Consider the following 20980-nt stretch of genomic DNA (forward strand, 5'->3'; position numbering starts at 1 on the left):
GGCAGCTCCCCCAAGGGCGGGGTGGCCTCCCGGGCGGTCCGTCGGCCACCCGCCGACCCGTCCGCGCCCTGCCGAGACCCCCGGCTGACTCCCCGCAGCAGCACTCACCCCCCTCACACCCCTCCCACCTGCGGCTTTCCCCTCCCGCTCAGGCGTTTGCCAGGTTTTTAGCCGCCCCATGCCCCTTACATTGCCTGCGGCAACCAATTACCCCTTATGGTTGCTCTAAGCAACGAAAGGGGAGGGTCATGGCCGCACGGTCCGCGTACGGGGAACTGGTCCGGCAGTTGAACGCCGTGGGGGCCGTGAACCGGGGGCTCGCCCGCGCGCTGCCCGCCCAGTGCCCACCGGGGGCGGCCACCGTGCTGCACGTACTGTCCCGCGAGGGCGAGATGCGGCTGAGCCGACTGGCCGAACTCCTCTCCGTGGACGTCTCGGTGACCAGCCGTCACGTCGCCCACGTCACCGAACGCGGCTGGGTGGACCGCACACCCGACCCGGACGACCGACGCTCGCGCCTGCTGCGGCTCACCCCGTCCGGCGAGGCCCAACTCGCCGATCTGCGCGAACGCTGCACGGGAGCCCTCGCCCACCGGCTGAGCGACTGGTCCGACGAGGACGTCACCCAACTGACCGACCTGCTCGCCCGGCTCCGCACCGGCTTCGGTGACTGCCGTGCCCCCTCCGGACGCCATCCGCACCCCGGGGAACGGCCCGCGTCCGGATGAACCCCACCGAACACGCACCACCCGGCCCCCAGCGCAACGAAAGAACAGGAGCGGGCACGCAGATGGCAACGACCACACCGTCCGGGGTGCGCAGCGGCGAAGGGGCGGGCCCCCCGGGGACTCGGACCGGGGCCGCCTCCGACGACGGCCACCCGCAGATGACCCACCGGCAGATCATGGAGGCCCTGTCGGGCCTGATGCTCGGCATGTTCGTGGCGATCCTGTCGTCCACGATCGTCACCAACGCCCTGCCCCAGATCATCGGCGACCTCGGCGGCGGCCAGAGCGCGTACACCTGGGTCGTCACCGCGGCCCTGCTCGCCATGACCGCGACGACCCCGCTGTGGGGCAAACTCGCCGACCTCTTCTCCAAGAAGCTGCTGGTCCAGATATCCCTCGTCATCTACGTGGCCGGATCGGTGGTCGCCGGACTCGCGCAGAGCCCGGGCATGCTGATCGCCTGCCGGATCGTCCAGGGCGTCGGCGTCGGCGGACTGTCCGCACTCGCCCAGATCGTGCTGGCCGCGATGATCTCCCCCCGCGAGCGGGGCCGCTACAGCGGCTACCTCGGCGCCAACTTCGCCGTGGCCACGGTCGGCGGCCCGCTGCTCGGCGGAGTCATCACCGACACCCCGTGGCTCGGCTGGCGCTGGTGCTTCTACGTCGGGGTGCCGTTCGCCGTGCTGGCGCTCGTCCTGCTCCAGAAGACCCTGCGACTGCCCGTGGTGAAGCGGGACGTCAAGGTCGACTGGACCGGTGCATTCCTCGTCTCGGCCGCCGTCTCCCTGCTGCTGGTGTGGGTCACCTTCGCCGGCGACGCCTACGCCTGGTGGTCCTGGCAGACCGTGTTGATGGTCGCCGGTTCGCTGCTGCTCGGCGCCGCCTTCCTGCTGGTGGAGACCCGGGCCGCGGAGCCCGTCATCCCGCTGCGCCTGTTCCGGAACCGGACGATCACCCTCGCCTCGCTCGCCTCGCTGTTCGTGGGGGTCGCGATGTTCTCCGGGACGGTGTTCTTCAGCCAGTACTTCCAGTTCGCACGGGGACAGTCACCGACGATGTCCGGGGTGCTGACGATCCCGCTGATCGCCGGCCTGTTCGTCTCCTCGACCGCGTCGGGGCTCATCATCACCCGCACCGGGAAGTGGAAGGCGTGGCTCGTCTCCGGCGGGGTCCTCCTCACCGCCGGACTGGGGCTGTTGGGGACGATGCGCCACGACACCCCGTACGCGTACCTCGCCCTGTCCATGGTCCTGACCGGGCTCGGCCTGGGCATGATGATGCAGAACCTGGTCCTGTGCACCCAGAACCAGGTGGGCCCCGAAGACCTGGGCGCCGCCAGTTCGGTGGTCACGTTCTTCCGGTCGCTCGGCGGCGCGGTCGGCGTCTCCGCACTCGGCGCGGTGATGGCCGCCCGGGTCAGCGAACACACCCGCAACGGCCTCACCGCACTCGGCCCCGAGGGCGCCCGCCTCGGCCACGGCGGCACCGAGGGCGGCGGCATCCCGGACTTCGACGCGCTACCGGAACCGGTGCGGAACGTGGTCGAGGGCGCGTACGGGCACGGGATCGGGGACGTGTTCCTGCTCTCCGCCCCGCTGGCCGCACTGGCGTTCCTGATCACGCTGTTCATCAAGGAGGTGCCGCTCAAGGGACGCCGCAGGCCCGACGCGGAGGCACACGGCACGGAACCCCACGGCACGCAACCCCACGACGGGACGGCCGCCGCTTCGGTGCCGATGCCGGTCCCGTCCGAGAAGGCGTGACGGTCGAAGGCGCATCGGTTGGAGGCGTCGCGGCCGAAGGCGTCACGGTCAGGGGGAGCCGGCCCCGGCCCCGCCGCGTCCACGCGCGGCCATCGCCTCGATCCCGGCGATGAGCAGCTCCAACGCGAAGGCGAAGTCCGCCTCCCGCATCTCCTCGACGGTGTCCCCCGCGCGCGCCGCCATCATCTCCGACACGTCGTCCAGCATCGGGGCGGCGCTCGGCGTCCCGGCGATCGTCCGCATCGCCTCGCGGTGGAACTCGTCCTGGCTCACCCCCGCCTCCGCGCACCGCTGCCGGAAGTGGCCCTCGATGGTTCCGAAGCCGTACACGAACTGGAAGACCGCCGAGATCGCCCCCGTCTGCCCGTACGCGGGCACCCCCGTCCACCGGATGACCTGGTGCACCGTGCGGGAGAACTCCAGCGACCGCGGGCCGATGTTGAGGAAGTGTCCGGCGAGCGCGGACAGCCAGGGGTGGCGCACCAGCAGGCCGCGGTACTCACCCGCGGTGGCCCGCAGCAGTGCGCGCCAGTCGACGGACGCCTCCTCGACGGCCCCCGGCTCGGGCACCTCGGGCAGCCGCAATTCACCGTAGGCGGCGTCGACGGCCAGTTCCAACAGGTCGTCCTTGGTGTCGACGTACCAGTACACGGACATCGCGGTGACGTTCAGCTCCGCGGCCAGTCGGCGCATCGAGAACTTCGCCGGCCCGTCCTGGTCCAGCAGCCGTACGGTGGTCCGGGTGATCACGTCCCGGTCCAGTCCGGACGGGGACGGATGGGCGCCGCGGCGGGACGGAGCCTGACGCCGCCCGTCGTCCAGCAGCCAGACGCTCGATCGCGCCGGACGTCCGCCCCGGTCGTCGGTCTTCCCCATCGCGCACCTCTCTCCGTCCCGGGGCCCGTGACGGCCCCCTCAGCACCCGCACACCGCGCACCGGCAGCGGGCGCCGCGCACGGCACCCGCTGACGCATGGTAGGCACGGGTCACCCCGTCCTCGTGGCCCCGCTTCCCTTGACCGCACCGTCCGCACCGTCCGCACCGTCCGCACCGCCGGCGTCGACCGCCCCGTCACCGTGCGGCGCACCGGAGTCGGGGTCCGCGTCGAGGACCGGCACGGGGGCCTCCGCCGGGGCCTGCGCGGGGACCACCGGCTGGGTCCGCTCCGCGCGCCGGAGCAGTGCCGCCGCCAGCAGCCCGCCGAGGAACACGGCTGCCGCGCCCACCAGTTGACTGGTCTCCAGGCCGGAGGCGAACGCGTCGGCGATCTCGCGCCGTTCCTGCGCCGACCCGGCCGCGGCGAGGGCGGCCGGCAGGGAGGCCGCCGACACCGAAACCAGCGCGAAGAAGCGGGCGTTGAGCACGGCACCGAGGATCGCGACCCCCAGCCCGTTGCCGAACTCGGCCATGGTGCCGTTGATGCCCGCGCCCACCCCGGCCTTCGCCGGCGGTATGGCGCTCATCAGGGCGTTCGCCATGGCGGGCATCGCCATCGCGATGCCCGCGCCCATCATCACGAGGCCGAGGAACACCCCCGCGTACGTGCCGTCCGCACCGCCGGACAGCAGGGCCACCGAGGCGAGCCCGGCGGCCAGCAGGGACATGCCGCTGAGGATGGTCGCGGGGGTGCCGAGCTTGGGCACCAGGCGGGCGCCGAGCCCGGTGAGGTTGAGCAGCACCACGGTGACCGCCAGCGGGGCGGTCCGCATCCCGGCCTCCAACGGCCCGTAGCCGAGGACGAACTGGAGGTGCTGGGTCAGCAGGAACAGCGAGCCGCCCAGACCGAACGAGACGAGCACCGCGCCCGCGATGGCGCCCACGAACCGCTGGTTGCGGAAGAAGTGCATGTCGAGCATCGGGTACGGCACCTTCAGCTCCCACAGCACGAACGCGCCCAGCACCAGCACCCCGACGGCGCCCGAGACGAGGACCCGGCCGGAGGTCCAGCCGTGTTCCGGGCCGGAGATGATCGCGAAGACGGCGCCCGTCATGCCGATGGTCGACAGGACCGCGCCGCCCAGGTCGGGCCGGTCGCCCTGCGGGTTCTTGGACTCCGGCACCATCCGGACCACGGCCCACAGGCCGATCAGCGCGACGGGGATGTTGATCAGGAAGATCGCGCCCCACCAGAAGTGGTCCAGCGTGATCCCGCCGATGAGCGGCCCCGCGGCGAAGCCGAGCGAGTTGACGGTCGACCAGAGCCCGATCGCCTTGACCCGTTCGGAGTCGTCGAAGATCTGCACCACGACGGCCAGGGTGGTCGTCATCAGCAGCGCTCCGCCGACCCCCATCCCGGCCCGTGCGGCGATCAGCTGTCCGGAGCTCTGGGCGAGCCCCGCCGCGAGCGAGCCGACCCCGAAGACCGCGAGTCCGGCGATGAGCAGCTTCCGGCGCCCGTAGCGGTCGGCCGCGCTGCCGACGGTCAGCAGCAGCCCGGACTGCACCAGGGAGTAGGCGTTGATCATCCACTGTATGTCGGCGGAGGAGGCGTCGAGCTCGCGCGTCAGCGAGGGGATGGCGACGTTCAGCACGGTGTTGTCGAGCAGCACGGTCAGCTGGGCCAGCAGGATCACCCCGAGGATCAGCCACCGCTGGGGGTGTCCCTGGGACACCTCAGGGGATCGCACGGTCATCCACTCACTCCTCTACAGCGTACGTCTGGATCGTCGTACACTGTAGAACACTCCGCTATACGCCGTACAAGGCTTTTTGTCGTTCGGCGTTTCCGCAGGTCAGGCGGGCTGTGTTCGGGGACAGGAGCGGATGGTGGGAGCGGACGGCGGGAGTGGGTGTCACAGCGGGACGGCGGGCTTGATCAGATATCCCGCGCCGCGGCGCGTGTGAATCATCGGTTCCCGCCCGGCGTCGATCTTCCGCCGCAGATACGAGATGTACAGCTCGACGACGTTCGCCCGCCCACCGAAGTCGTAACTCCAGACCCGATCGAGGATCTGCGCCTTGCTGAGCACCCGGCGCGGGTTGCGCATCAGGTAGCGCAGCAGCTCGAACTCCGTGGCCGTGAGGTGGATCGCGGTGCCGCCCCGGGCCACCTCGTGACTGTCCTCGTCCAGGGTCAGGTCCCCCACGACCAACACGGAACCACCGTACGAGCCCACCACGCCCGCCCGCCGGATCAGCCCGCGCAGCCGGCCCACCACGTCCTCCAGGCCGAACGGCTTGGTGACGTACTCGTCGCCGCCGGCCGTCAGCCCCGCGATCCGGTCCGGCCCGGAGTCCTTGGCGGTGAGGAACAGCACCGGCACACCGGGGTGCTCCTGCCGCAACCTGGCCCGTACCGACAGGCCGTCCAGATCGGGCAGCGCCACGGCGAGGACGACGGCGTCGGGCCGGAACTCCCGTGCGGCCCGTAGCCCGCCCTGCCCGTCGGCCGCGCTGCATATTCGCCACCCCTCGCTGTGCAGGGCGATCGACAGCAGTTCGGTGAGGGACGGGTCGTCATCGACGACGAGCACCCGGACCGGCTTTCCGGCCGGCCGCAGCATGTCCGTGCGTTCCTGGGTGGCGGTCATGACGGCCACCCTGGCGCCGAGCCCTGAAAGACGACTGTGCCCGATCTATGAAAACCCTGAGAATCCCGCCGGTCGGCCGCGGCCAGGTGCCCCACGTCGCCCCACTCGGAACAGGCCCGCTCAGAACAGTCCGCCCTGCACGGCCGACACGTCCCGCACCGGCACACTCACCACCCCGCCCTCTCCCCCGTGCCCGTTGTCCCCGTCATCCCGCACGAGTTCCCACCCCGCCATCAACCGACCGTCCACCACCACGACGGCACCGGTGCTGATACTGGGCTTGTTGCTGTTGCTGTTGCTGTTCACGAGAAGGTGCAGATCAGGTCCCGCGGCGGCGAGCAGGGTCCCCCGCACCACCCCGCCGTCCCGCAGTTCGGTGACCACCGCCGTCGCCGGGGGCAGTCCGGCGAGCCCGAAGACCCCGCCGTGGTCCACGACCACGCACTCCGCGGCCCGCTGGAGCGACTCGGGCCACCCCGGCAGCCCCACCGCGACCCGGTGCACCTCCCTCAGCACGCCCGCCCGGACCTCCACCGCGGGCAACTCGGCCCGCACGGCACGCTTGCGGTCGTACGGGATGCGGTCCGGCACGCCCAGCGCGGCCCGCAACAACTCCTCCGTCCGCCGCGCGGCCATGAGCGGTCCGGACCCGAGCCAGGCGAACGCGACGGCACCCTGCTCCAGCAGCCGCGCCGACCCCCGTTCGACCCGGGTGATCCCCACCTTGACCAGGCCGTCCCCGAACCAGGCGAGGTACACCCGGTACGGACGGGGGTCGTCCACGTAGGTGTCGGCCGCGACGGACCTCACCCGGTCGAGCCGGGCGCACTGCGGACACTGGGCCCGGGTCGTCCGCGCTCCCAGCACCGCGGCCTCCGCGCAGTCCACCCACCGCCCGCCCCGCCACACCCCCGCACAGCGCCGGGCGCCCACGGCCCGGAACCCCAACACCTCCCCGTACCGCAGCTCACGTTCCCGGCCGGCGCCGGTGTCCCCCCGCCACCCGAGCACGGGCCGACCCGTCCCCGCGTCCCACCGCACCCCGGTACTCCACCACGTCACCCCTCGACGCTACCGGGCCCCACTGACACGGGGGCGGGCGCCGCCCGCCTCCGCGGTCAACGCACCGCAGACTCTGAGGCTTTGGCGCAGAGCTCCACGGTGATCGTGTGGCCGCGATGGTCTCCCCTGATGCGCACCCGGGTCGCGTAGGCAGTGACCAGGGCCAAGCCCCGACCGCCGAAAGCCTCGTCGTCCGGATGTTCGACGTGCGGGCGCGTGCTGGTGCCGCCCGAGTCGGTCACGGTGACAGTGACGGCGGTCTCGGAACAGTTGACGGCCAGCAGAAAGCTGCCTCCCCGGCTGGCGGTATGCGCGATCGCGTTGGTGCCCAACTCGGTGACGACGAGCAGGGCGTCGTCCGTGCACGGATGGCCGCCAAGAACGGACCGGGCCCAGCGGCGCGCATGGCCGATCTCCTGAGGCAGGCCGGTGAAGGTGCGTCGGTGAGTCGGCATGGTGCGTCCTCCATCCCTCATGACCTGCGGCTCCGCAAAGCCCGACAGGCACACGACTGACACGGCAATCCCGTAAGCCGTATATTTAGTACCAGTACCGTACTCTGAATGCGGATCCCTAAAGTACGTGGTCTGACTTTTCGTGCGGATGGACGCGGCTTAGCGTTCGCCGTAGGCCGGTGCCCGGCCGCTTCGCCGATGAGAGAGGGGCCCGGGATGTTCGGGCTGATGGTGCGGTTCACCTGCAAGGACGAGGATGCCGCGGCCGCATTCGACGAGCTGGTCGCACGGACCGGGGAGCAGATTCGTACGAACGAACCAGGAACGGTGGTCTACACCGTGCACCGTGTTGACGGCCGACCACTGGAGCGGATCTTCTACGAGCTGTACCGAGACGTCGCCGCCTTCGAGGAGCACGAGGCCCAGCAGTACGTGCGGGAGTTTCTTGCGACACGGGAACGGTTCCTCGTTTCGACCCAGGTGGATCGCCTGGACTTCGTGTCGGGCAAGGGTGTCCCCGATGAGCACTGAGTACGAGAAGGCGCTCGGCCGGAAGATCGCGTCCCACCGCAAGCGACGAGGGCTGTCGCAGAAGGAGTTCGCCGGCCTGATCGACCGGTCCGAGGCCTGGGTGTCCCAGGTGGAGCGGGGCGTTCGCCGCGTCGACCGGATGACGGTCCTGGAGAAGGTCGCCGAAGTCCTGGACGTGCCCGTCGCCGAGTTGGCCGCGGAAGCGCCCGTCGTCGCGTCAGCCGCCGCCGGGGAGTCACCAGGGGCACGCCAGTTGCGGCTCGTGCTGAGCACGGCACACTCGTTGCAGGCGACCCTCGCTGGACCGCGCCCACCCGACGTCCAGGCTCTGCGGGTTGATGTCGAGCGCGCCTGGGAACTCACGCATCGGGGCGACTACGCCGACTTGGCCGAACTGTTGGAGGTACTGGTCCCCCGTCTGGAGTCGGCCACGCGTGCGGGTTCCGATGAGGAGCGCCCGGGACTCTTCCGGTTGCTGGCCACGATGTACCACAGCTGTAGTGCGGCGCTGGCGGGCGCGGGCGAGCCCGAAGCCGCCTGGATCGCGGTGGACCGGGCCGTGGTGGCTGCCGAGCGCGCAGGCGATCCGCTCCTGATGGCGGCCGGAGAGTTCCGGCTGTGCATCGTCTTCCTGGGGGCACGGCACTACGAGCAGGCCGCTCGGGCATCGGGAAGCACCGCCGACGCGCTCGCGCCGCTCACGGAGGACGGCGAGCCCGAGGCCGTTGCCGTGCGCGGGGCCCTCACCCTCCAGCGCGCCCTTGCCGCCGCCCGGTTGAACCGGGCGGACGACGCCTACGCGTACCTCCGACAGGCGAAGCAGCTCGCAGAGCGGATCGGTGACGGGCGCAACGACTACCACACGGAGTTCGGTCCCACCAATGTCGCACTCCACGAGGTCGCCGTGGCCGTCGACCTGGGTGATGCTGGTGTTGCCCTGCGGGCGGCCGAGAACATGGACGCCTCTGGCCTGTCCCCGGAACGTCAGGCCCACTTCCACCTCGATCTCGCCAGGGCGCACGCCCAACGCCGCCAGATCGAACGGGCAGTGGACTCCCTGATCAGGGCCCGTGAACTGCTCCCCGAGGTGTTCCGCGCCAAGCCGGCCGTCAAGCAGCTCGTTTCCGACCTGCTCGCGATGAGCCCGCTGCCGTCCGATCAGCTGCGTGAGCTCGCGCGGGGGCTGTGATGAGTCACGCGGTCGGCCACCGCAGCTCGTGACCGTCCATCCAGTGCTGGGGAGGCCGGTGCCCGGTGGCCCGCGCGAACTCGCCGTAGTCGGCATTCGTGGTCGGGTAGACGTCAATGGCGTAGCCGTCCAGCCACGCTGGGGCGCTGTCCGGGCAGGCCAGTTCTTCGGCGCGCTCGTCCTGAGCCATCGCGGCGCCCTCCCCCTACAGTTCCTCGCCGGGGACCGACAGGTAGAGCTCGTGCAGTTCGGTGAGCACAGAGTGCTCCACCGCCAAGGCCGTGGTGTCGATGGCCGACAGCGCACGGACGCCGATCGAGGTGTTGGTGGCGAACGCGGCTGCCATGCCCTTGGCCTCGTCCAGGGTGACCGGGGCGACCTTGTGCTCGGAGCGTTCCTGGAGCAGCGCCATGGTCACCCCGGGAAGGACCGGGGCCTCGGGCCAGATCACCGTTCCGTCGACGTCGATGAACGCCAGATTCCATGTGCCGCCCTCGGACACCCTGCCGTCGGTGCCGACGAACAGCGCGTCATCGAACCCCGCGAGTTGGGCGGAACGTCGGGCGTGCAGCGCGCCGAAGAGCCCACAGTGCTTCACCAGCGGAACGTCACGCTCGTACGGCACGCTCATGGCAGTCAGCGGCGCCGGGGGCAGCGCGCCGGCAGGGCGGACGGTCACCAGCAACTGCGGCTGGTCGGCATCGACCGGACGGCCCAGGTTCACCGCCGGGTCGTAGTGGGTGACCCGGACCACGCAGGGCTCGCTCCGGCCTTCGAGCGCCTGGCGGACGAGGCCCCGCACCTGCTGGGGGTCCACCCCCGTCCCGAACACCGCACGGCTGTCCCGGTCCAGGCGGTCCAGGTGGAGGGACAGCCCACGGATTCGGCCGTCGTCGTCGGCGCGCATGGACGTGAAGTGCCCGTACGAGGTGAGCGCGAGTGGCATCAAGTCGTCGGCGGTGGCGGGCTGATCGTGGAGTGTGGCCATGTCCGTCAGCATGGCACCGGCCCGATCCTGCGGTACCGCTCTGCCGCGAAGGGGGCAGCGACCTGGCGAGCGTCGCAGAGGGCCAGACCAGGCTCGCGTCCCCGGGAGATCCTCCACTCCCCAAGGAGTCACGTATGACCGCGATCGACACCGACAAGCCGGTGGCCGAAGGCCCGCAGCCCGCTGGCGCTGTCGATGACGCCGACCCGTTCGGGCTCGGCCGACCGCGTCGGACCGACCGGAAGGACAAGCCCGTGTCCGGCACTCCCCCGCACCTCCCGACCGCCGTGCTCGACGCGCTCCGCCCCACCGCCCACCGCCTGGTCGTCCACCGCCGCGGCTCCACCGTCTGGGACGTCACCAGCCCCCACGGCCGCCACGCCGTGAAACTCGGGCACCCCATCGAAGCCACCCCCGACTGGCCCGCCCAACCCTGGACCGCCCTCGCCCCCGCCCGCGAACACGCCGTCCTCACCCACCTCGGCGTCGACGGCACGGCATCCGGCACCTGGCAACACGGCACCTGGAACGTCCAGCCATGGCGCGAGGGCACCGACCTCCACACCCACTGGGCATCCCACCGACAAGCCGGGTCAACCGCCGACCTGGACACCTGCACCGCCCTGGCCTGCGTCAAGGCGCTGGCCGACCTCCACGCGCAGGGATGGGTCCACGGCGACGTACAACCCGCCCACCTCCTCATCGCCCCCGACCGAACCCACCTCATCGACCTCGCCCTCGCCCGCGGCGGCCCCGTACCCACCGAGCACGACTTCCCGTACCGCGGCTGCCTCGTCCACTACGAAGCACCCGAGATCGCCCACAGCGTCCTCACCACCGGCCGGGCCAAACCCACCCGCGCATCCGACGTCTACGCGCTCGGCGCCGCCCTGCTCATCTCCGCCACCGGCTGGCGAGCCGTCGCCTACCCCGACGACGCGCCCCGCCCCGTACAACGCCGAGCCGTCGCCAACGGCCACCGGCGCCCCGTACGCGCACCCGGCCAGCTCGGCGACCTCATCGACGCCATGCTCAGCCACCGCGCCGACGACCGCCCCACCCTCCACCAGGTCCACAGCGCCCTGAGGTGAAACCGGACCCCGGCCAGCAAGAGAAAGACCGAAGGCCCCGTGGAGTGATCCACAGGGCCTTCGGTTCGATGTGCACTCGGCAGGATTCGAACCTGCAACCTTCTGATCCGTAGTCAGATGCTCTATCCGTTAAGCTACGAGTGCTTGTGTTCTGTTGTGCTCTTCGCTCTTCCGCTCCGGCTTTGTTGGCCGGTCGGCGTTGCGGGAACAACATTACATGACCGGCGCCGTGAGGCGAAATCCATTAGGCGCACCCGCCCTGACCTGCGGTTTTACGGTTCCGCGGCAAGGGCGCGCGGTCGCTCTCCGCGCCCCCCGACAGGGGGTCCGGGGGCTGAAAAGGGGGCGGCGCGTACCGCACGGTCCGTACCGGCCCGGGAACGACCGAAGCCCCGGCCGCAGGGGCCGGGGCTTCGGGTACACGGTGCGGAGGCGGAGGGATTTGAACCCTCGATGGGCTTTAAGGCCCAAACCGCATTAGCAGTGCGGCGCCATAGACCGGACTAGGCGACGCCTCCCGCACAACCCCCCGCGCGAGCGCGAGTGGTGCGTGCAGATGATGACACAGCCCAGCGGGCTGTCACCAATCGGCCCCTACGGTACTAGGAGGGCCGCCCGCAGGGCAAAGCCTCGTCCGGGCCCGGCGCGGACCGCGCGGAGGGCCCTTCGGGGGCCCGCTCGGAGACCCGTCACCACGGCGTGCGTACCGGCGGCCGGAGCGTCGGGCGGGGGCGCGTCCGCAACCCGTGCCGCCCCCGCGCGTTAGACCCGGCGGGCCACCCCCGCCCGGCACCACGTCGCCGGACCGTTTCCGCACCGCCGAAGGACCCCCATGCCGCAGCGCCTCCTCCGTACCGCCGCAGCCGCCCTCACCGTCGTCTCGGGGCTCGCCGCAGCCCCCGGCACCGCCCAGGCCCTGGACCGGGTCTCCCTGGAGCAGGTGCCCCTGGAGCAGCTCTCGCTGCCGCCGATCTTCGCCGCGCCCGACCGGCTCACCGTCGAGGTGACCGGCACCGGGCGGGCCGTCGACGGCTCGTACCGCCTGGAGTGCGGGCCGGCCGGCGGCACCCACCCTGAGGCCACCCGGGCGTGCGACCGGCTGACGGACCTGTCGGCCGAAGGAGGCGACCCCTTCGCCCCCGTCCCGTCGGGCGCCATCTGCACGCTCCAGCACGGCGGGAACGCCACCGCCCGGATCACCGGCCGTTGGCACGGCCGGTACGTCGACGCCGAGTTCTCCCGGACCGACGGGTGCGAGATCTCCCGCTGGAACGGTCTGGTGCCCGTCCTGCCCGGCACCGGTCCGGCCTGACACGCCCTCGGGGAGCGGGTGCGACGGGATCCGGCCGAACACCCGACGCGGCCCGGCACAGGCCGTCCCTGGTCAGCCCGGGGTCGCCGGACGGGGACCGGATCCCGCACGCACTCCGCGCGCCGACTCCCCCTCATCCGCCGTCGCGAGCGCAACCCGGGGTCGTAGACTCCGGCGTGACACGTTGCGGACCGCGCGGCAAGATGGCCTCGGTGGTCGGCAGGATGCGTAACAGGGAGGAAGCGTCTCGTGAGCAGCAGGCCGTCCCGAGGCGCTGCTCGCCTCGCAGCCATACTCGACGCTCTCCCGGACGCGTTGGTACTGGTCAACGCCAACGGAACCGTCGTCAACGCGAACACCATCGCATTGGAAGCGTTCGAGGCTCCGGGCACTGCGCTGGTGGGCCGCGGGTTGTTGGACCTGCTTCCCGAGTTCGATTCGCGACTGATCCCCGGCTCGATGCGCCGCCCGGCGACCACGGACCCCCGTGGCCGCACCAAGCCGAAGCGGATGACCGCCCGCCGCACGGACGGCGGCGAGTTCCCGGTCGAGGTCACATCCGCGAATCTTGAGAACGGTCAACAGGCGTACGACGGGCACGGCTACACGGGTGACGAACTGCTGATGCTGGTGGTCCGGGACCTGTCCGGCACCGTCGACACCGAAGCGGAACTGGCACGTTCGCAACGGCAGACCGAGATGATCCTGCGGGCCGCGTCCGAGGGGGTCATCGGCACCGACCTGGACGGGCGGATCGTGCTCGTCAACCCGGCCGCCGCGCAGATCCTCGGCTACCGGGCGAACGACCTGGGCGGCAAGGAACTGCACACCCTCGTCCTCCATTCGCGTGATGACGGCGAGCCGTTCCCCTACGAGGGCTCGCCGCTCGCCGACACCCTGAAGTCCGGTCGCAAGCACCGGGTGCGCGGCCAGGTCCTGTGGTCCAAGAAGGGCGACAAGGTCCCCGTCGACCTGACCACCGCGCCGGTCCGCGACGGCGACCAGCTCGTCGGCGCGGTCATGACGTTCACCGACCGCAGGCCGTACGACGCGCTGGCCCAGGAGAAGGACCGGGTGGAGCGGGAGCACACGGCCGAGCTGGCGCGGCTGCGCGAGGGCCACACCGCGGAACTCGCCGAGCACGCGGAGCTGCACGCGGAGGAGATCGCGGCCGAGAAGGACCGGTACGCGGCGCTCGCCGAGCGGGAGCAGGACCGCCACGAGGCCCAGGGCGCCCGCTACGAACAGTTGCTCGCCGTGCTGGACGGATCGCTGCGGGGCCCGTTGGACGAGCTGCGCCACGAACTGGCCGGGCTCGCCGCGGATGACGCCGGGCAGCTGTGGCCCGAGGCCAACCAGATCCTGCACCACCTCGCCGCCGGGTACTCCCGGATCACCACCCTGGTCGACAACGTCCTGCGCTACCAGCGGCTCGACTGCGGTGCCGAACGGCTGACGCGACGGCCCGTGATGCTGGACGCCGTCGTCGCGGCCGGGGTCGACGGCGCGGTGGAGCTGATCGGCCCGGGCCGGGCCCAGTTCGCGGTGCACGCCCCGCCGATCGAGGCCGAGGTCGACCCCGAGCGGCTGGCGACGGCCCTGGCCCATCTGGTCGCGGACGTCGCGGGCGTCGACTCCACCGGCAACGCCCCGGTCGCCGCGGACGGCTACATGGACTCCACGATCGTCGTCGCCGCCGCCCAGCGCGGTGAGGTCGTCCGGATCGAGGTGCGCGGGCCCTACGGGGGCGGCGACCCGGTCCACGAGCCGATCGTCCGGGGCATCGTGCGGGCCCACGGAGGGGTGCTCCAGACGCACGAGGTGCCCGGGGCGGGCGGCAGTGCGTTCGTCCTGGAAGTACCGATCGGCGGCGGCGCAGGAGCGGTGCCCGCCGGTCAGCCCGCGCACGACCCGGTCGGGGTCGACGGCACCGACGGGTCCGGGCTGCCCGCCGGTGGCACCGACGGTTCGGGGTCGACCGACGGCGGCACCGGCGGGGGTCGGCGCCGGGCCCGCCGGGGCTCCACCGACGCCTTCCTGGAGGGCGCCCATCCGCAGGGCAGACCCGACGACGGTGCGGAGGACGGCGCGGACGGAACGCCGACCGGACGCCGCCGTGGACGCCGGGCGGCCGAGGCCACACCGGACGACCGGGACGAACGGGCCGCGTTGGCGCAGGCGTCCGGCGGTACGGACGGCACGGGCCGCCGGCGCGGCCGACCCAGCGGCGCCCAGGACACCGCCCACGCCCCCGCCCACGCCCCCGTCAACAACCCCGTCGGCCCCGTCGAGGGCTACCCGAACGGGCCGGCCGGGCTCGGACAGGTGCCGCCCGGGGGCCAGGGCGGCGGTCAGGGCGCGCAGGTGGCGCTCAGGTCCGGACCGGGGGCGGGTGGACGGGAGGGCGGCGGTGCCGGGATTCCCGCGCTGCCGCCGGCCGCGGCGGACGGACCGTCCGGCCCGCAGCCCGTGAACCCGGCGGGCCTCTCGGGCCACCCGGGCCACCCCGGTCAGCCGAGCCACCCCGGTCAGCCGGTGCCGCCGGGCGGGGCGCAGCAGAGCGCGCGGCGGACCCGTCGCGCACTCGCCCCCGCGGCCGGCGGCCCGGCGGAAGAGGTCCAGGGAGGCCCGCGGAGCGCCTTCGCGCTGCCCCCGGCCGAGGCTGACCGCCCCGTGGACCACAGGTACACCGGCCAAGCGGGCCGCGACCGGCGGGTGCCCGGCGGTGGTTTCGACCCGGCAGCGCAGCAGGGCAGCGCCCCGCACGATCCGATCGAGGAGCACACCCCGCCCCAGCCCCATCCCACCGAGCGGCCCACCGGACGGCGACGTGCCGTGGGGTCGGGGGTGAGCGGGGTGTCGGAGGAACGCACGGACGTCGGGGTGACCCGGCCGGGCGAGGAGGGTCCCGCCGCGCCTCCGTACGGCCCGCCCGCGCCCGCTCATCCGCAGGTCGCCGGCTATCCGAGCACCGTGGCCGTCCCGCACGGCGCGCACGGTGCGCAGGACGGGCCCGTACCGCCGCAGGGCATCGCGTCGGGCGGCTTCCCCGCTCAGGGCGTCCCCGCCGACGGGATTCCGCTCCAGCCGTCGGCCCCGGGACAGCCTCATGCCCCGTTGGCCCCGTCCGCTCCGACCGCGCCCCGCGCTCAGGGGGGACCGGTGCCGGCCGGGGGGCTCCCGTCCCAGGCCGCGCCGCCGTACGTCCCGCAGGCGCCGACGGCCACCGAGGGCGCGGGCGTGCCCGTGCAGATGCCGCACGCCGCTCAGGGCGGCCAGCCGCTGCCCCCCGCTCAGTCCGTTCCGGGGACCCACCCGGTGCCGGCCGGGCACCCCGCGCAGCCGGCCCAGCCCACCGGTTCCACGTGGGGAACGCCGGCGCCCGGTGCCTCGCTGCCCCCACAGCAAGTGGAGCCGCCACGCACGCCGGGCACGGGGCCCCACAGCAACGGGGCCCAGGACCCGCATGCCACGCAGGGCCGTGCGTTCAGCGTGCGCACGCTCGGGCAGGGAGTTCCCGTGGCCCGGTCGAGCGCCGAGGCACAGCCCGCTCCCCCGGTCGCCGGCGGTCAGGGCCAGCCCGGCGGCAGTGGCGCCGCGAACGGCTCCGGGCGACGACGCAAGCTCGGTACGCGACCGGACGCCTTCGCCGACGAGCCGGACGGCCCAGACGGCACGGACGGTCCGGGTCGACCGTTGCCGCCCCAGCAGTCCGCCCCGGCGGGTGCGCCGCAGCGGCTCGCGGGCCCGGCCACCGGGCCCGGACGGTCGTACGCCATAGGGGCACCGGATCAGCACGCCGCCGAAGGGCCCGAGCCGCTGGACGGGCCGGGCGGTGCCGTGGAGATCGCCGATCAGCCGCACCCGCGGCCGATGGACGACGAGTTGCCCCCGGAGCCGCTCGACAACCCCCGGCGGCTGTTGGTGTGGCCCGCCCCCGACATGAGCACCCAGCAGGCGCTGAGCGACCGGGGGTACCGTCCGGTCATCGTGCACTCCCGTGAGGAGGTGGACGCCCAGATCGCCGCCTTCCCGGCCGCGCTCTTCGTCGACCCGCTCACCGGACCGATCACCCGGACCGCGCTCCAGTCGCTACGGCAGGCCGCTGTCGCCGCCGAGGTACCGGTGCTGGTGACGGCCGGGCTCGGTCAGGCGACGCGCGAGGCGGCCTACGGGGCCGATCCGGCCGTGCTGTTGAAGGCCCTGGCCCCGAGGGACAGCGAGCAACACCCGTCGCGCGTGCTGCTGATCGAGGAGCACCCGGAGATCGCGCTGGCATTGACGTCCACGCTGGAGCGGCGGGGCATGCAGGTCGCCCGGGCGGTGACGGACGCCGATGCGGTGACCCTGGCCACGCAGATGCGACCGAACCTCGTGGTGATGGACCTGATGCAGGTGCGGCGTCGCCGGGCGGGAATCGTCGACTGGCTGCGGGCGAACGGTCAGTTGAACCGCACGCCGTTGGTCGTCTACACCGCTGCCGTGGACCACACGGAACTGCCCCGACTGGCGGCCGGGGAGACCGTGTTGTTCCTCGCCGAACGGTCGACCAGCGCTGAGGTGCAGAGCAGGATCGTGGACCTGTTGGCGCGGATCGGCACCAACTGAACGGAAGTGGGGGTGTTTCACGTGAAACACCCCCACTCGGCGTAAGCGACCACCGCGGCCGGTCGGGGTCAGAGCTGGGTGACGTCCAGGTCGCCGTCCGCGTACTGCTTGCGGATGACCTTCTTGTCGAACTTGCCGACGCTGGTCTTCGGCACGGTCTGCACCACGCTCCACCGTTCCGGGAGCTGCCACCTGGCGACCTTCCCGGCGAGGAAGGCGCGCAGGGCCTCGAAGTCGGCCGTGGCGCCTTCCTTGAGGACGACGGTGGCCAAGGGGCGTTCGCCCCACTTCTCGTCGGGGACGGCGACGACCGCGGCCTCCGCCACCTCGGGGTGGCCCATGAGCGCGTTCTCCAGCTCCACCGAGGAGATCCACTCACCGCCGGACTTGATGACGTCCTTGGCCCGGTCGGTCAGGGCGAGGTACCCCTCCTGCGTGATGGTGCCGACGTCGCCCGTCTTGAGCCAGCCGTCCTCGCTGAACTTCTCGGCGGGGCGCAGCGGCTCCCCGTCGGGCCCCGGGTAGTACGCCCCGGCGATCCACGGTCCGCGCACCTCCAGCTCGCCCGCTGACCGACCGTCCCAGGGCAGGGTGTCGCCGTCCGGGCCGCGCAGCCTCGCCTCGACGGAGGCCGGGAAACGCCCTTGGGTGACGCGGTAGCCGAACTCCTCGTCGGTGCCGACGGCGTGGCCCGGGGCCCGGGCTATGGTGCCGAGCGGTGAGGTCTCGGTCATGCCCCAGGCGTGGCACACCCGCATGCCGAGTGCGTCGAACGCCTCCATCAGGGCGGGCGGGCAGGCCGACCCTCCGATGGTGACCTGACCGAGGGTGGAGACGTCGCGGGGTCTGGCCGTCAGTTCGGCGAGCAGGCCCTGCCAGATGGTGGGCACGGCGGCGGCGTGCGTCGGGCGCACGGACTCGATCATCTCGGCGAGCGGTCCGGGCTGGAGGAACCGGTCCGGCATCAGCAGGTTGAAGCCGGTCATGAGCGCCGCGTGGGGCAGCCCCCAGGCGTTCACATGGAACTGGGGGACGACCACCAGGCTGGTGTCGGCGTCCGTGAGCCCCATGGACTGGGCCATGTTCACCTGCATCGAGTGCAGGTACACCGAGCGGTGGGAGAAGACGACGCCCTTGGGGTCGCCGGTGGTGCCGGAGGTGTAACACATGGCGGCGGCCCGGCGTTCGTCCAGCTCCGGCCAGTCGTACGCGGTGGGCCTCCCCGCGATCAGCTCCTCGTAGTCGTGCACCCGTGGGCGTACGCCTTCGAGCCCGGAACGGTCACCGGGTCCGGAGACCACGACGTGCTCGACCGAGCGGAGGTGCGGCAGCAGGGGAACGAGGAGGGGCAGCAGCGAGCCGTCCACCAGGACCACCCGGTCCTCGGCGTGGTTCACGACCCAGGCGAGCTGCTGCGGTGGCAGGCGCAGGTTCAGGGTGTGGAGCACGGCGCCCATCGACGGGGCGGCGAAGTAGGTCTCGACGTGCTCCGCGTGGTTCCACATGAGGGTTCCGACCCGGTCGCCCTCCCGGACGCCGAGTTCGTCCCGGAGGGCGTGCGCGAGTTGGGCGGTCCGGCTGCCGATCTCGGCGAAGCTCCGGCGGCGGGGCTCGGCACCGTCGGTCCAGGTGATCACCTGGGACGAGGCGTGGACCGTCGCCCCGTGCCGAAGGATGCGGGAGATCAGCAGCGGTACGTCCTGCATGGTGCTCAGCACGGTGGCCTCCGGGAGGGGTGTGAGTGACACGGGAGGGGTACGGGAACGGACTGCCGATTCTGCGGTCGTACCGAGCGGTCTGTCACTACCCTCGGGCGCCGGACACGCTGCCGCCCGGTGCCGGAGACGCTGCCTGCGGACCGTCGTGGAGCCGGTCACGCGCCGTACACGACGGTCGGGAGTCTCGGGGCCGAACCCCTAGGGACGTCATACCGGCCTCCACCTTCAGTAGGTGGGACGGGCTGCTTTCCTACAACCTGAGGCGGACAACCCTTCGCGACCTGCGGGCGATCCGCCGGGCCCGGGCCCGAACCTAGCGTGGAGGCATGACCGCAACCATCGCGCCTGTCTGCACCAGCGCATCGAAGCCCGTGGCACCGATGACCACGGCCCACGCGGCCCTGAACCGGATACCGGCCGTGACGTCCACACGGTCCACGGCATCCGCCGCCACGCCGAGCGCATCATCCGCTCCCGTCCCGGTGTCCCATCTGACCTACCCGTCCTTCGCGTCGTACGTGCACGCCCGCGGGCCCGTACTGCTGCGTACCGCGCGGTCGCTGACGGCGAACCCGAGCGACGCCGAGGACCTGCTCCAGACCGCCCTCACCAAGACGTTCGTCGCCTGGGATCGGATCATGGACCACCGTGCGCTCGACGGCTACGTGCGGCGGGCCCTGGTGAACACGCGGACCTCGCAGTGGCGCAAGCGGAAGGTCGACGAGTTCGCCTGCGACGAGTTGCCCGAACCGGAGACGGTGCCGCTGGGCGACCCGGCGGAGCAGCAGGCGCTGCGGGACGCGATGTGGCGGGCGATCATGAAGCTGCCGGCCCGTCAGCGCGCCATGGTCGTCCTGCGGTACTACGAGGACCTGAGCGAGGCGCAGACCGCCGCGGTGCTGGGGGTCTCGATAGGCACGGTCAAGAGCGCGGTCTCCCGTGCGTTGGGCAAGCTGCGCGAGGACCCCGAACTCATCGCCGCCTGACCGCTCCCGGATCGACCGCCCGTCGTGCGTGGCACGTCAGGCGGATCTCGTGACACGTCCGGCGGGTCTGCGGCACGTCGGCGGGTCTGCGGCACCCTTCCCTTCTTCGAACATGTGCACGAAAATGAACCATGGCCACCACCGTTCGGCACACCGCTTCCCTCTCGGCCCTGGCCCTCGCCCACGCCCTGTCCGCCGCGGCCCGCGGCCTGGCGGTCTTCCCCCTGACCCGCGGCAAGCTCCCCGCCCTGCGATCACCGCACCGCGACGGGAGCGGCCCCTCGAACTGCCGGGGCACGTGCGGACGCCCGGGCCACGGGGTGCACGACGCGACGACCGACCCGCACCGCATCCGCGCGCTCTTCCGCGCCGCGCCCTGGGCGACGGGGTACGGCATCGCCTGCGGCCTGGCCCCGCACCACCTCATCGGCGTCGACCTGGACGTCACCCCGGGACCTGAGCCCTCGGCGGCCCTGCGGGAGCTGGCCCTGCGCCATCTGTTCTCGATCCCCGACACGGTGGTCGTCGTCACACCCCGCGACGGGCGCCACGTGTGGCTCACCGGCCCGCCCGACCGGGTCGTCCCGAACTCCGCGGGCCGCCTCGCCCCGGGCATCGACGTCCGGGGCGCCGGGGGGTACCTCGTCGGCCCCGGGTCCCGCTCGCAGGACGGCGTCTACAGCGCGGTGCCCGGCACGGCACACCTCACGCCCGCGCCCTGCCCGCCCGCGCTGCTGCGCATCCTGGCGCCGCCGCGCCCCCGGCACCACGGTGAGGGTTCCTCCGCGGGGGACGCGGCCGGACGGGGGCTCGTGCAGTTCGTCCTCGCCGCGCACACCGGCCAGCGCAACACCCGTCTCTTCTGGGCCGCCTGCCGCGCCTACGAGACCGGGGCCGGCACCGAGCTCCGGGACGCCCTGGTGGAGGCGGCGGTGCGCACCGGCCTGACCGAACGCGAGTGCCGGGCCACGGTCGCCTCCGCCGCCCGCCTCACCGGGAACCGCCCCTGACGGTCTCCA

16 protein-coding genes, 2 tRNA genes and 1 pseudogene are annotated in these 20980 nt (G+C 72.5%); 9 read left to right on the forward strand and 10 right to left on the reverse strand.

The window, feature by feature from the left end; all coding sequences use genetic code 11:
- Positions 1-248: 248 nt before the first annotated feature.
- Both ACFV88_RS02160 and ACFV88_RS02165 read left to right on the forward strand, forming a co-directional pair.
- Complete coding sequence (locus ACFV88_RS02160) at positions 249-728, forward strand: MarR family winged helix-turn-helix transcriptional regulator (RefSeq protein WP_385484998.1); 480 nt, start codon at positions 249-251, stop codon at positions 726-728.
- Between the two features lie 62 nt (positions 729-790).
- Positions 791-2378: pseudogene (locus ACFV88_RS02165) on the forward strand (MDR family MFS transporter); the annotation flags it as partial.
- A gap of 161 nt (positions 2379-2539) precedes the next feature.
- Here ACFV88_RS02165 and ACFV88_RS02170 read toward each other — a convergent pair.
- From ACFV88_RS02170 to ACFV88_RS02190, 5 genes are all read right to left on the reverse strand, one after another.
- A complete protein-coding gene (locus ACFV88_RS02170) occupies positions 2540-3367 on the reverse strand; it encodes a TetR/AcrR family transcriptional regulator (RefSeq protein WP_385485000.1) in 828 nt (275 codons plus the stop codon).
- Positions 3368-3477: 110 nt separating this feature from the next.
- Positions 3478-5124 (reverse strand): MFS transporter, encoded by a 1647-nt coding sequence (locus tag ACFV88_RS02175; protein WP_385485002.1) that lies wholly within the window; start codon positions 5122-5124, stop codon positions 3478-3480.
- Between the two features lie 159 nt (positions 5125-5283).
- Positions 5284-6021, reverse strand: a complete 738-nt coding sequence (locus ACFV88_RS02180) for a response regulator transcription factor (RefSeq protein ID WP_385485004.1) — start codon at positions 6019-6021, stop codon at positions 5284-5286.
- A gap of 120 nt (positions 6022-6141) precedes the next feature.
- Positions 6142-7083, reverse strand: coding sequence for a DUF2797 domain-containing protein (locus tag ACFV88_RS02185; protein WP_385485005.1), 942 nt, complete (start codon positions 7081-7083; stop codon positions 6142-6144).
- A 56-nt stretch (positions 7084-7139) separates the two neighbouring features.
- Entirely contained in the window at positions 7140-7601 is a 462-nt protein-coding gene (locus ACFV88_RS02190) for an ATP-binding protein (RefSeq protein WP_385485007.1), read from the reverse strand.
- Positions 7602-7736: 135 nt separating this feature from the next.
- Between ACFV88_RS02190 and ACFV88_RS02195 the strand changes: the two genes are divergently transcribed.
- Both ACFV88_RS02195 and ACFV88_RS02200 read left to right on the forward strand, forming a co-directional pair.
- Complete coding sequence (locus ACFV88_RS02195) at positions 7737-8069, forward strand: putative quinol monooxygenase (protein WP_385485008.1); 333 nt, start codon at positions 7737-7739, stop codon at positions 8067-8069.
- The gene (locus ACFV88_RS02200; RefSeq protein ID WP_385485010.1) at positions 8059-9258 is read left to right on the forward strand and encodes a helix-turn-helix domain-containing protein; all 1200 of its coding nucleotides are present in this window, start codon (positions 8059-8061) and stop codon (positions 9256-9258) included. The genes ACFV88_RS02195 and ACFV88_RS02200 overlap by 11 nt, the downstream gene beginning before the upstream one ends.
- 4 nt (positions 9259-9262) lie before the next feature.
- Here ACFV88_RS02200 and ACFV88_RS02205 read toward each other — a convergent pair whose 3' ends face one another.
- Both ACFV88_RS02205 and ACFV88_RS02210 read right to left on the reverse strand, forming a co-directional pair.
- The gene (locus ACFV88_RS02205; RefSeq protein WP_385485012.1) at positions 9263-9448 is read right to left on the reverse strand and encodes a hypothetical protein; all 186 of its coding nucleotides are present in this window, start codon (positions 9446-9448) and stop codon (positions 9263-9265) included.
- Between the two features lie 15 nt (positions 9449-9463).
- A complete protein-coding gene (locus tag ACFV88_RS02210) occupies positions 9464-10246 on the reverse strand; it encodes an aminotransferase class IV family protein (protein ID WP_385485014.1) in 783 nt (260 codons plus the stop codon).
- 254 nt (positions 10247-10500) lie between these two features.
- Between ACFV88_RS02210 and ACFV88_RS02215 the strand changes: the two genes are divergently transcribed.
- Positions 10501-11337, forward strand: a complete 837-nt coding sequence (locus ACFV88_RS02215) for a protein kinase (protein ID WP_385485189.1) — start codon at positions 10501-10503, stop codon at positions 11335-11337.
- Between the two features lie 71 nt (positions 11338-11408).
- Here ACFV88_RS02215 and ACFV88_RS02220 read toward each other — a convergent pair.
- Both ACFV88_RS02220 and ACFV88_RS02225 read right to left on the reverse strand, forming a co-directional pair.
- A tRNA-Arg gene (locus ACFV88_RS02220) sits at positions 11409-11481 on the reverse strand.
- A gap of 283 nt (positions 11482-11764) precedes the next feature.
- Positions 11765-11855: transfer RNA gene (locus tag ACFV88_RS02225), tRNA-Ser, on the reverse strand.
- A 314-nt stretch (positions 11856-12169) separates the two neighbouring features.
- On the opposite strand from ACFV88_RS02225, the gene ACFV88_RS02230 reads away from it, so the two are divergent.
- A complete protein-coding gene (locus tag ACFV88_RS02230; RefSeq protein ID WP_385485016.1) occupies positions 12170-12649 on the forward strand; it encodes an SSI family serine proteinase inhibitor in 480 nt (159 codons plus the stop codon).
- Between the two features lie 249 nt (positions 12650-12898).
- The gene (locus ACFV88_RS02235; protein ID WP_385485018.1) at positions 12899-17257 is read left to right on the forward strand and encodes a PAS domain-containing protein; all 4359 of its coding nucleotides are present in this window, start codon (positions 12899-12901) and stop codon (positions 17255-17257) included.
- A gap of 68 nt (positions 17258-17325) precedes the next feature.
- On the opposite strand, the gene ACFV88_RS02240 is transcribed toward ACFV88_RS02235, so the two are convergent.
- Positions 17326-18975, reverse strand: a complete 1650-nt coding sequence (locus ACFV88_RS02240; protein WP_385485191.1) for a long-chain fatty acid--CoA ligase — start codon at positions 18973-18975, stop codon at positions 17326-17328.
- A gap of 326 nt (positions 18976-19301) precedes the next feature.
- On the opposite strand from ACFV88_RS02240, the gene ACFV88_RS02245 reads away from it, so the two are divergent.
- Complete coding sequence (locus ACFV88_RS02245; RefSeq protein ID WP_385485020.1) at positions 19302-19961, forward strand: SigE family RNA polymerase sigma factor; 660 nt, start codon at positions 19302-19304, stop codon at positions 19959-19961.
- A 131-nt stretch (positions 19962-20092) separates the two neighbouring features.
- Positions 20093-20971, forward strand: coding sequence for a bifunctional DNA primase/polymerase (locus tag ACFV88_RS02250; protein WP_385485022.1), 879 nt, complete (start codon positions 20093-20095; stop codon positions 20969-20971).
- Positions 20972-20980 lie beyond the last annotated feature (9 nt).

The organism is Streptomyces sp. NPDC059816, assembly GCF_042732055.1.
Lineage (GTDB): Bacteria > Actinomycetota > Actinomycetes > Streptomycetales > Streptomycetaceae > Streptomyces.

What these genes read in the sequence shown, in the direction of transcription:
- ACFV88_RS02160 (WP_385484998.1), top strand. Translation starts at nt 249, where the DNA reads ATGGCCGCACGGTCCGCGTACGGGGAACTGGTCCGGCAGTTGAACGCC.
- ACFV88_RS02170 (WP_385485000.1), bottom strand. Translation starts at nt 3,367, where the DNA reads ATGGGGAAGACCGACGACCGGGGCGGACGTCCGGCGCGATCGAGCGTC.
- ACFV88_RS02175 (WP_385485002.1), bottom strand. Translation starts at nt 5,124, where the DNA reads ATGACCGTGCGATCCCCTGAGGTGTCCCAGGGACACCCCCAGCGGTGG.
- ACFV88_RS02180 (WP_385485004.1), bottom strand. Translation starts at nt 6,021, where the DNA reads ATGACCGCCACCCAGGAACGCACGGACATGCTGCGGCCGGCCGGAAAG.
- ACFV88_RS02195 (WP_385485008.1), top strand. Translation starts at nt 7,737, where the DNA reads ATGAGAGAGGGGCCCGGGATGTTCGGGCTGATGGTGCGGTTCACCTGC.
- ACFV88_RS02200 (WP_385485010.1), top strand. Translation starts at nt 8,059, where the DNA reads ATGAGCACTGAGTACGAGAAGGCGCTCGGCCGGAAGATCGCGTCCCAC.
- ACFV88_RS02205 (WP_385485012.1), bottom strand. Translation starts at nt 9,448, where the DNA reads ATGGCTCAGGACGAGCGCGCCGAAGAACTGGCCTGCCCGGACAGCGCC.
- ACFV88_RS02210 (WP_385485014.1), bottom strand. Translation starts at nt 10,246, where the DNA reads ATGGCCACACTCCACGATCAGCCCGCCACCGCCGACGACTTGATGCCA.
- ACFV88_RS02230 (WP_385485016.1), top strand. Translation starts at nt 12,170, where the DNA reads ATGCCGCAGCGCCTCCTCCGTACCGCCGCAGCCGCCCTCACCGTCGTC.
- ACFV88_RS02245 (WP_385485020.1), top strand. Translation starts at nt 19,302, where the DNA reads ATGACCGCAACCATCGCGCCTGTCTGCACCAGCGCATCGAAGCCCGTG.
- ACFV88_RS02250 (WP_385485022.1), top strand. Translation starts at nt 20,093, where the DNA reads ATGGCCACCACCGTTCGGCACACCGCTTCCCTCTCGGCCCTGGCCCTC.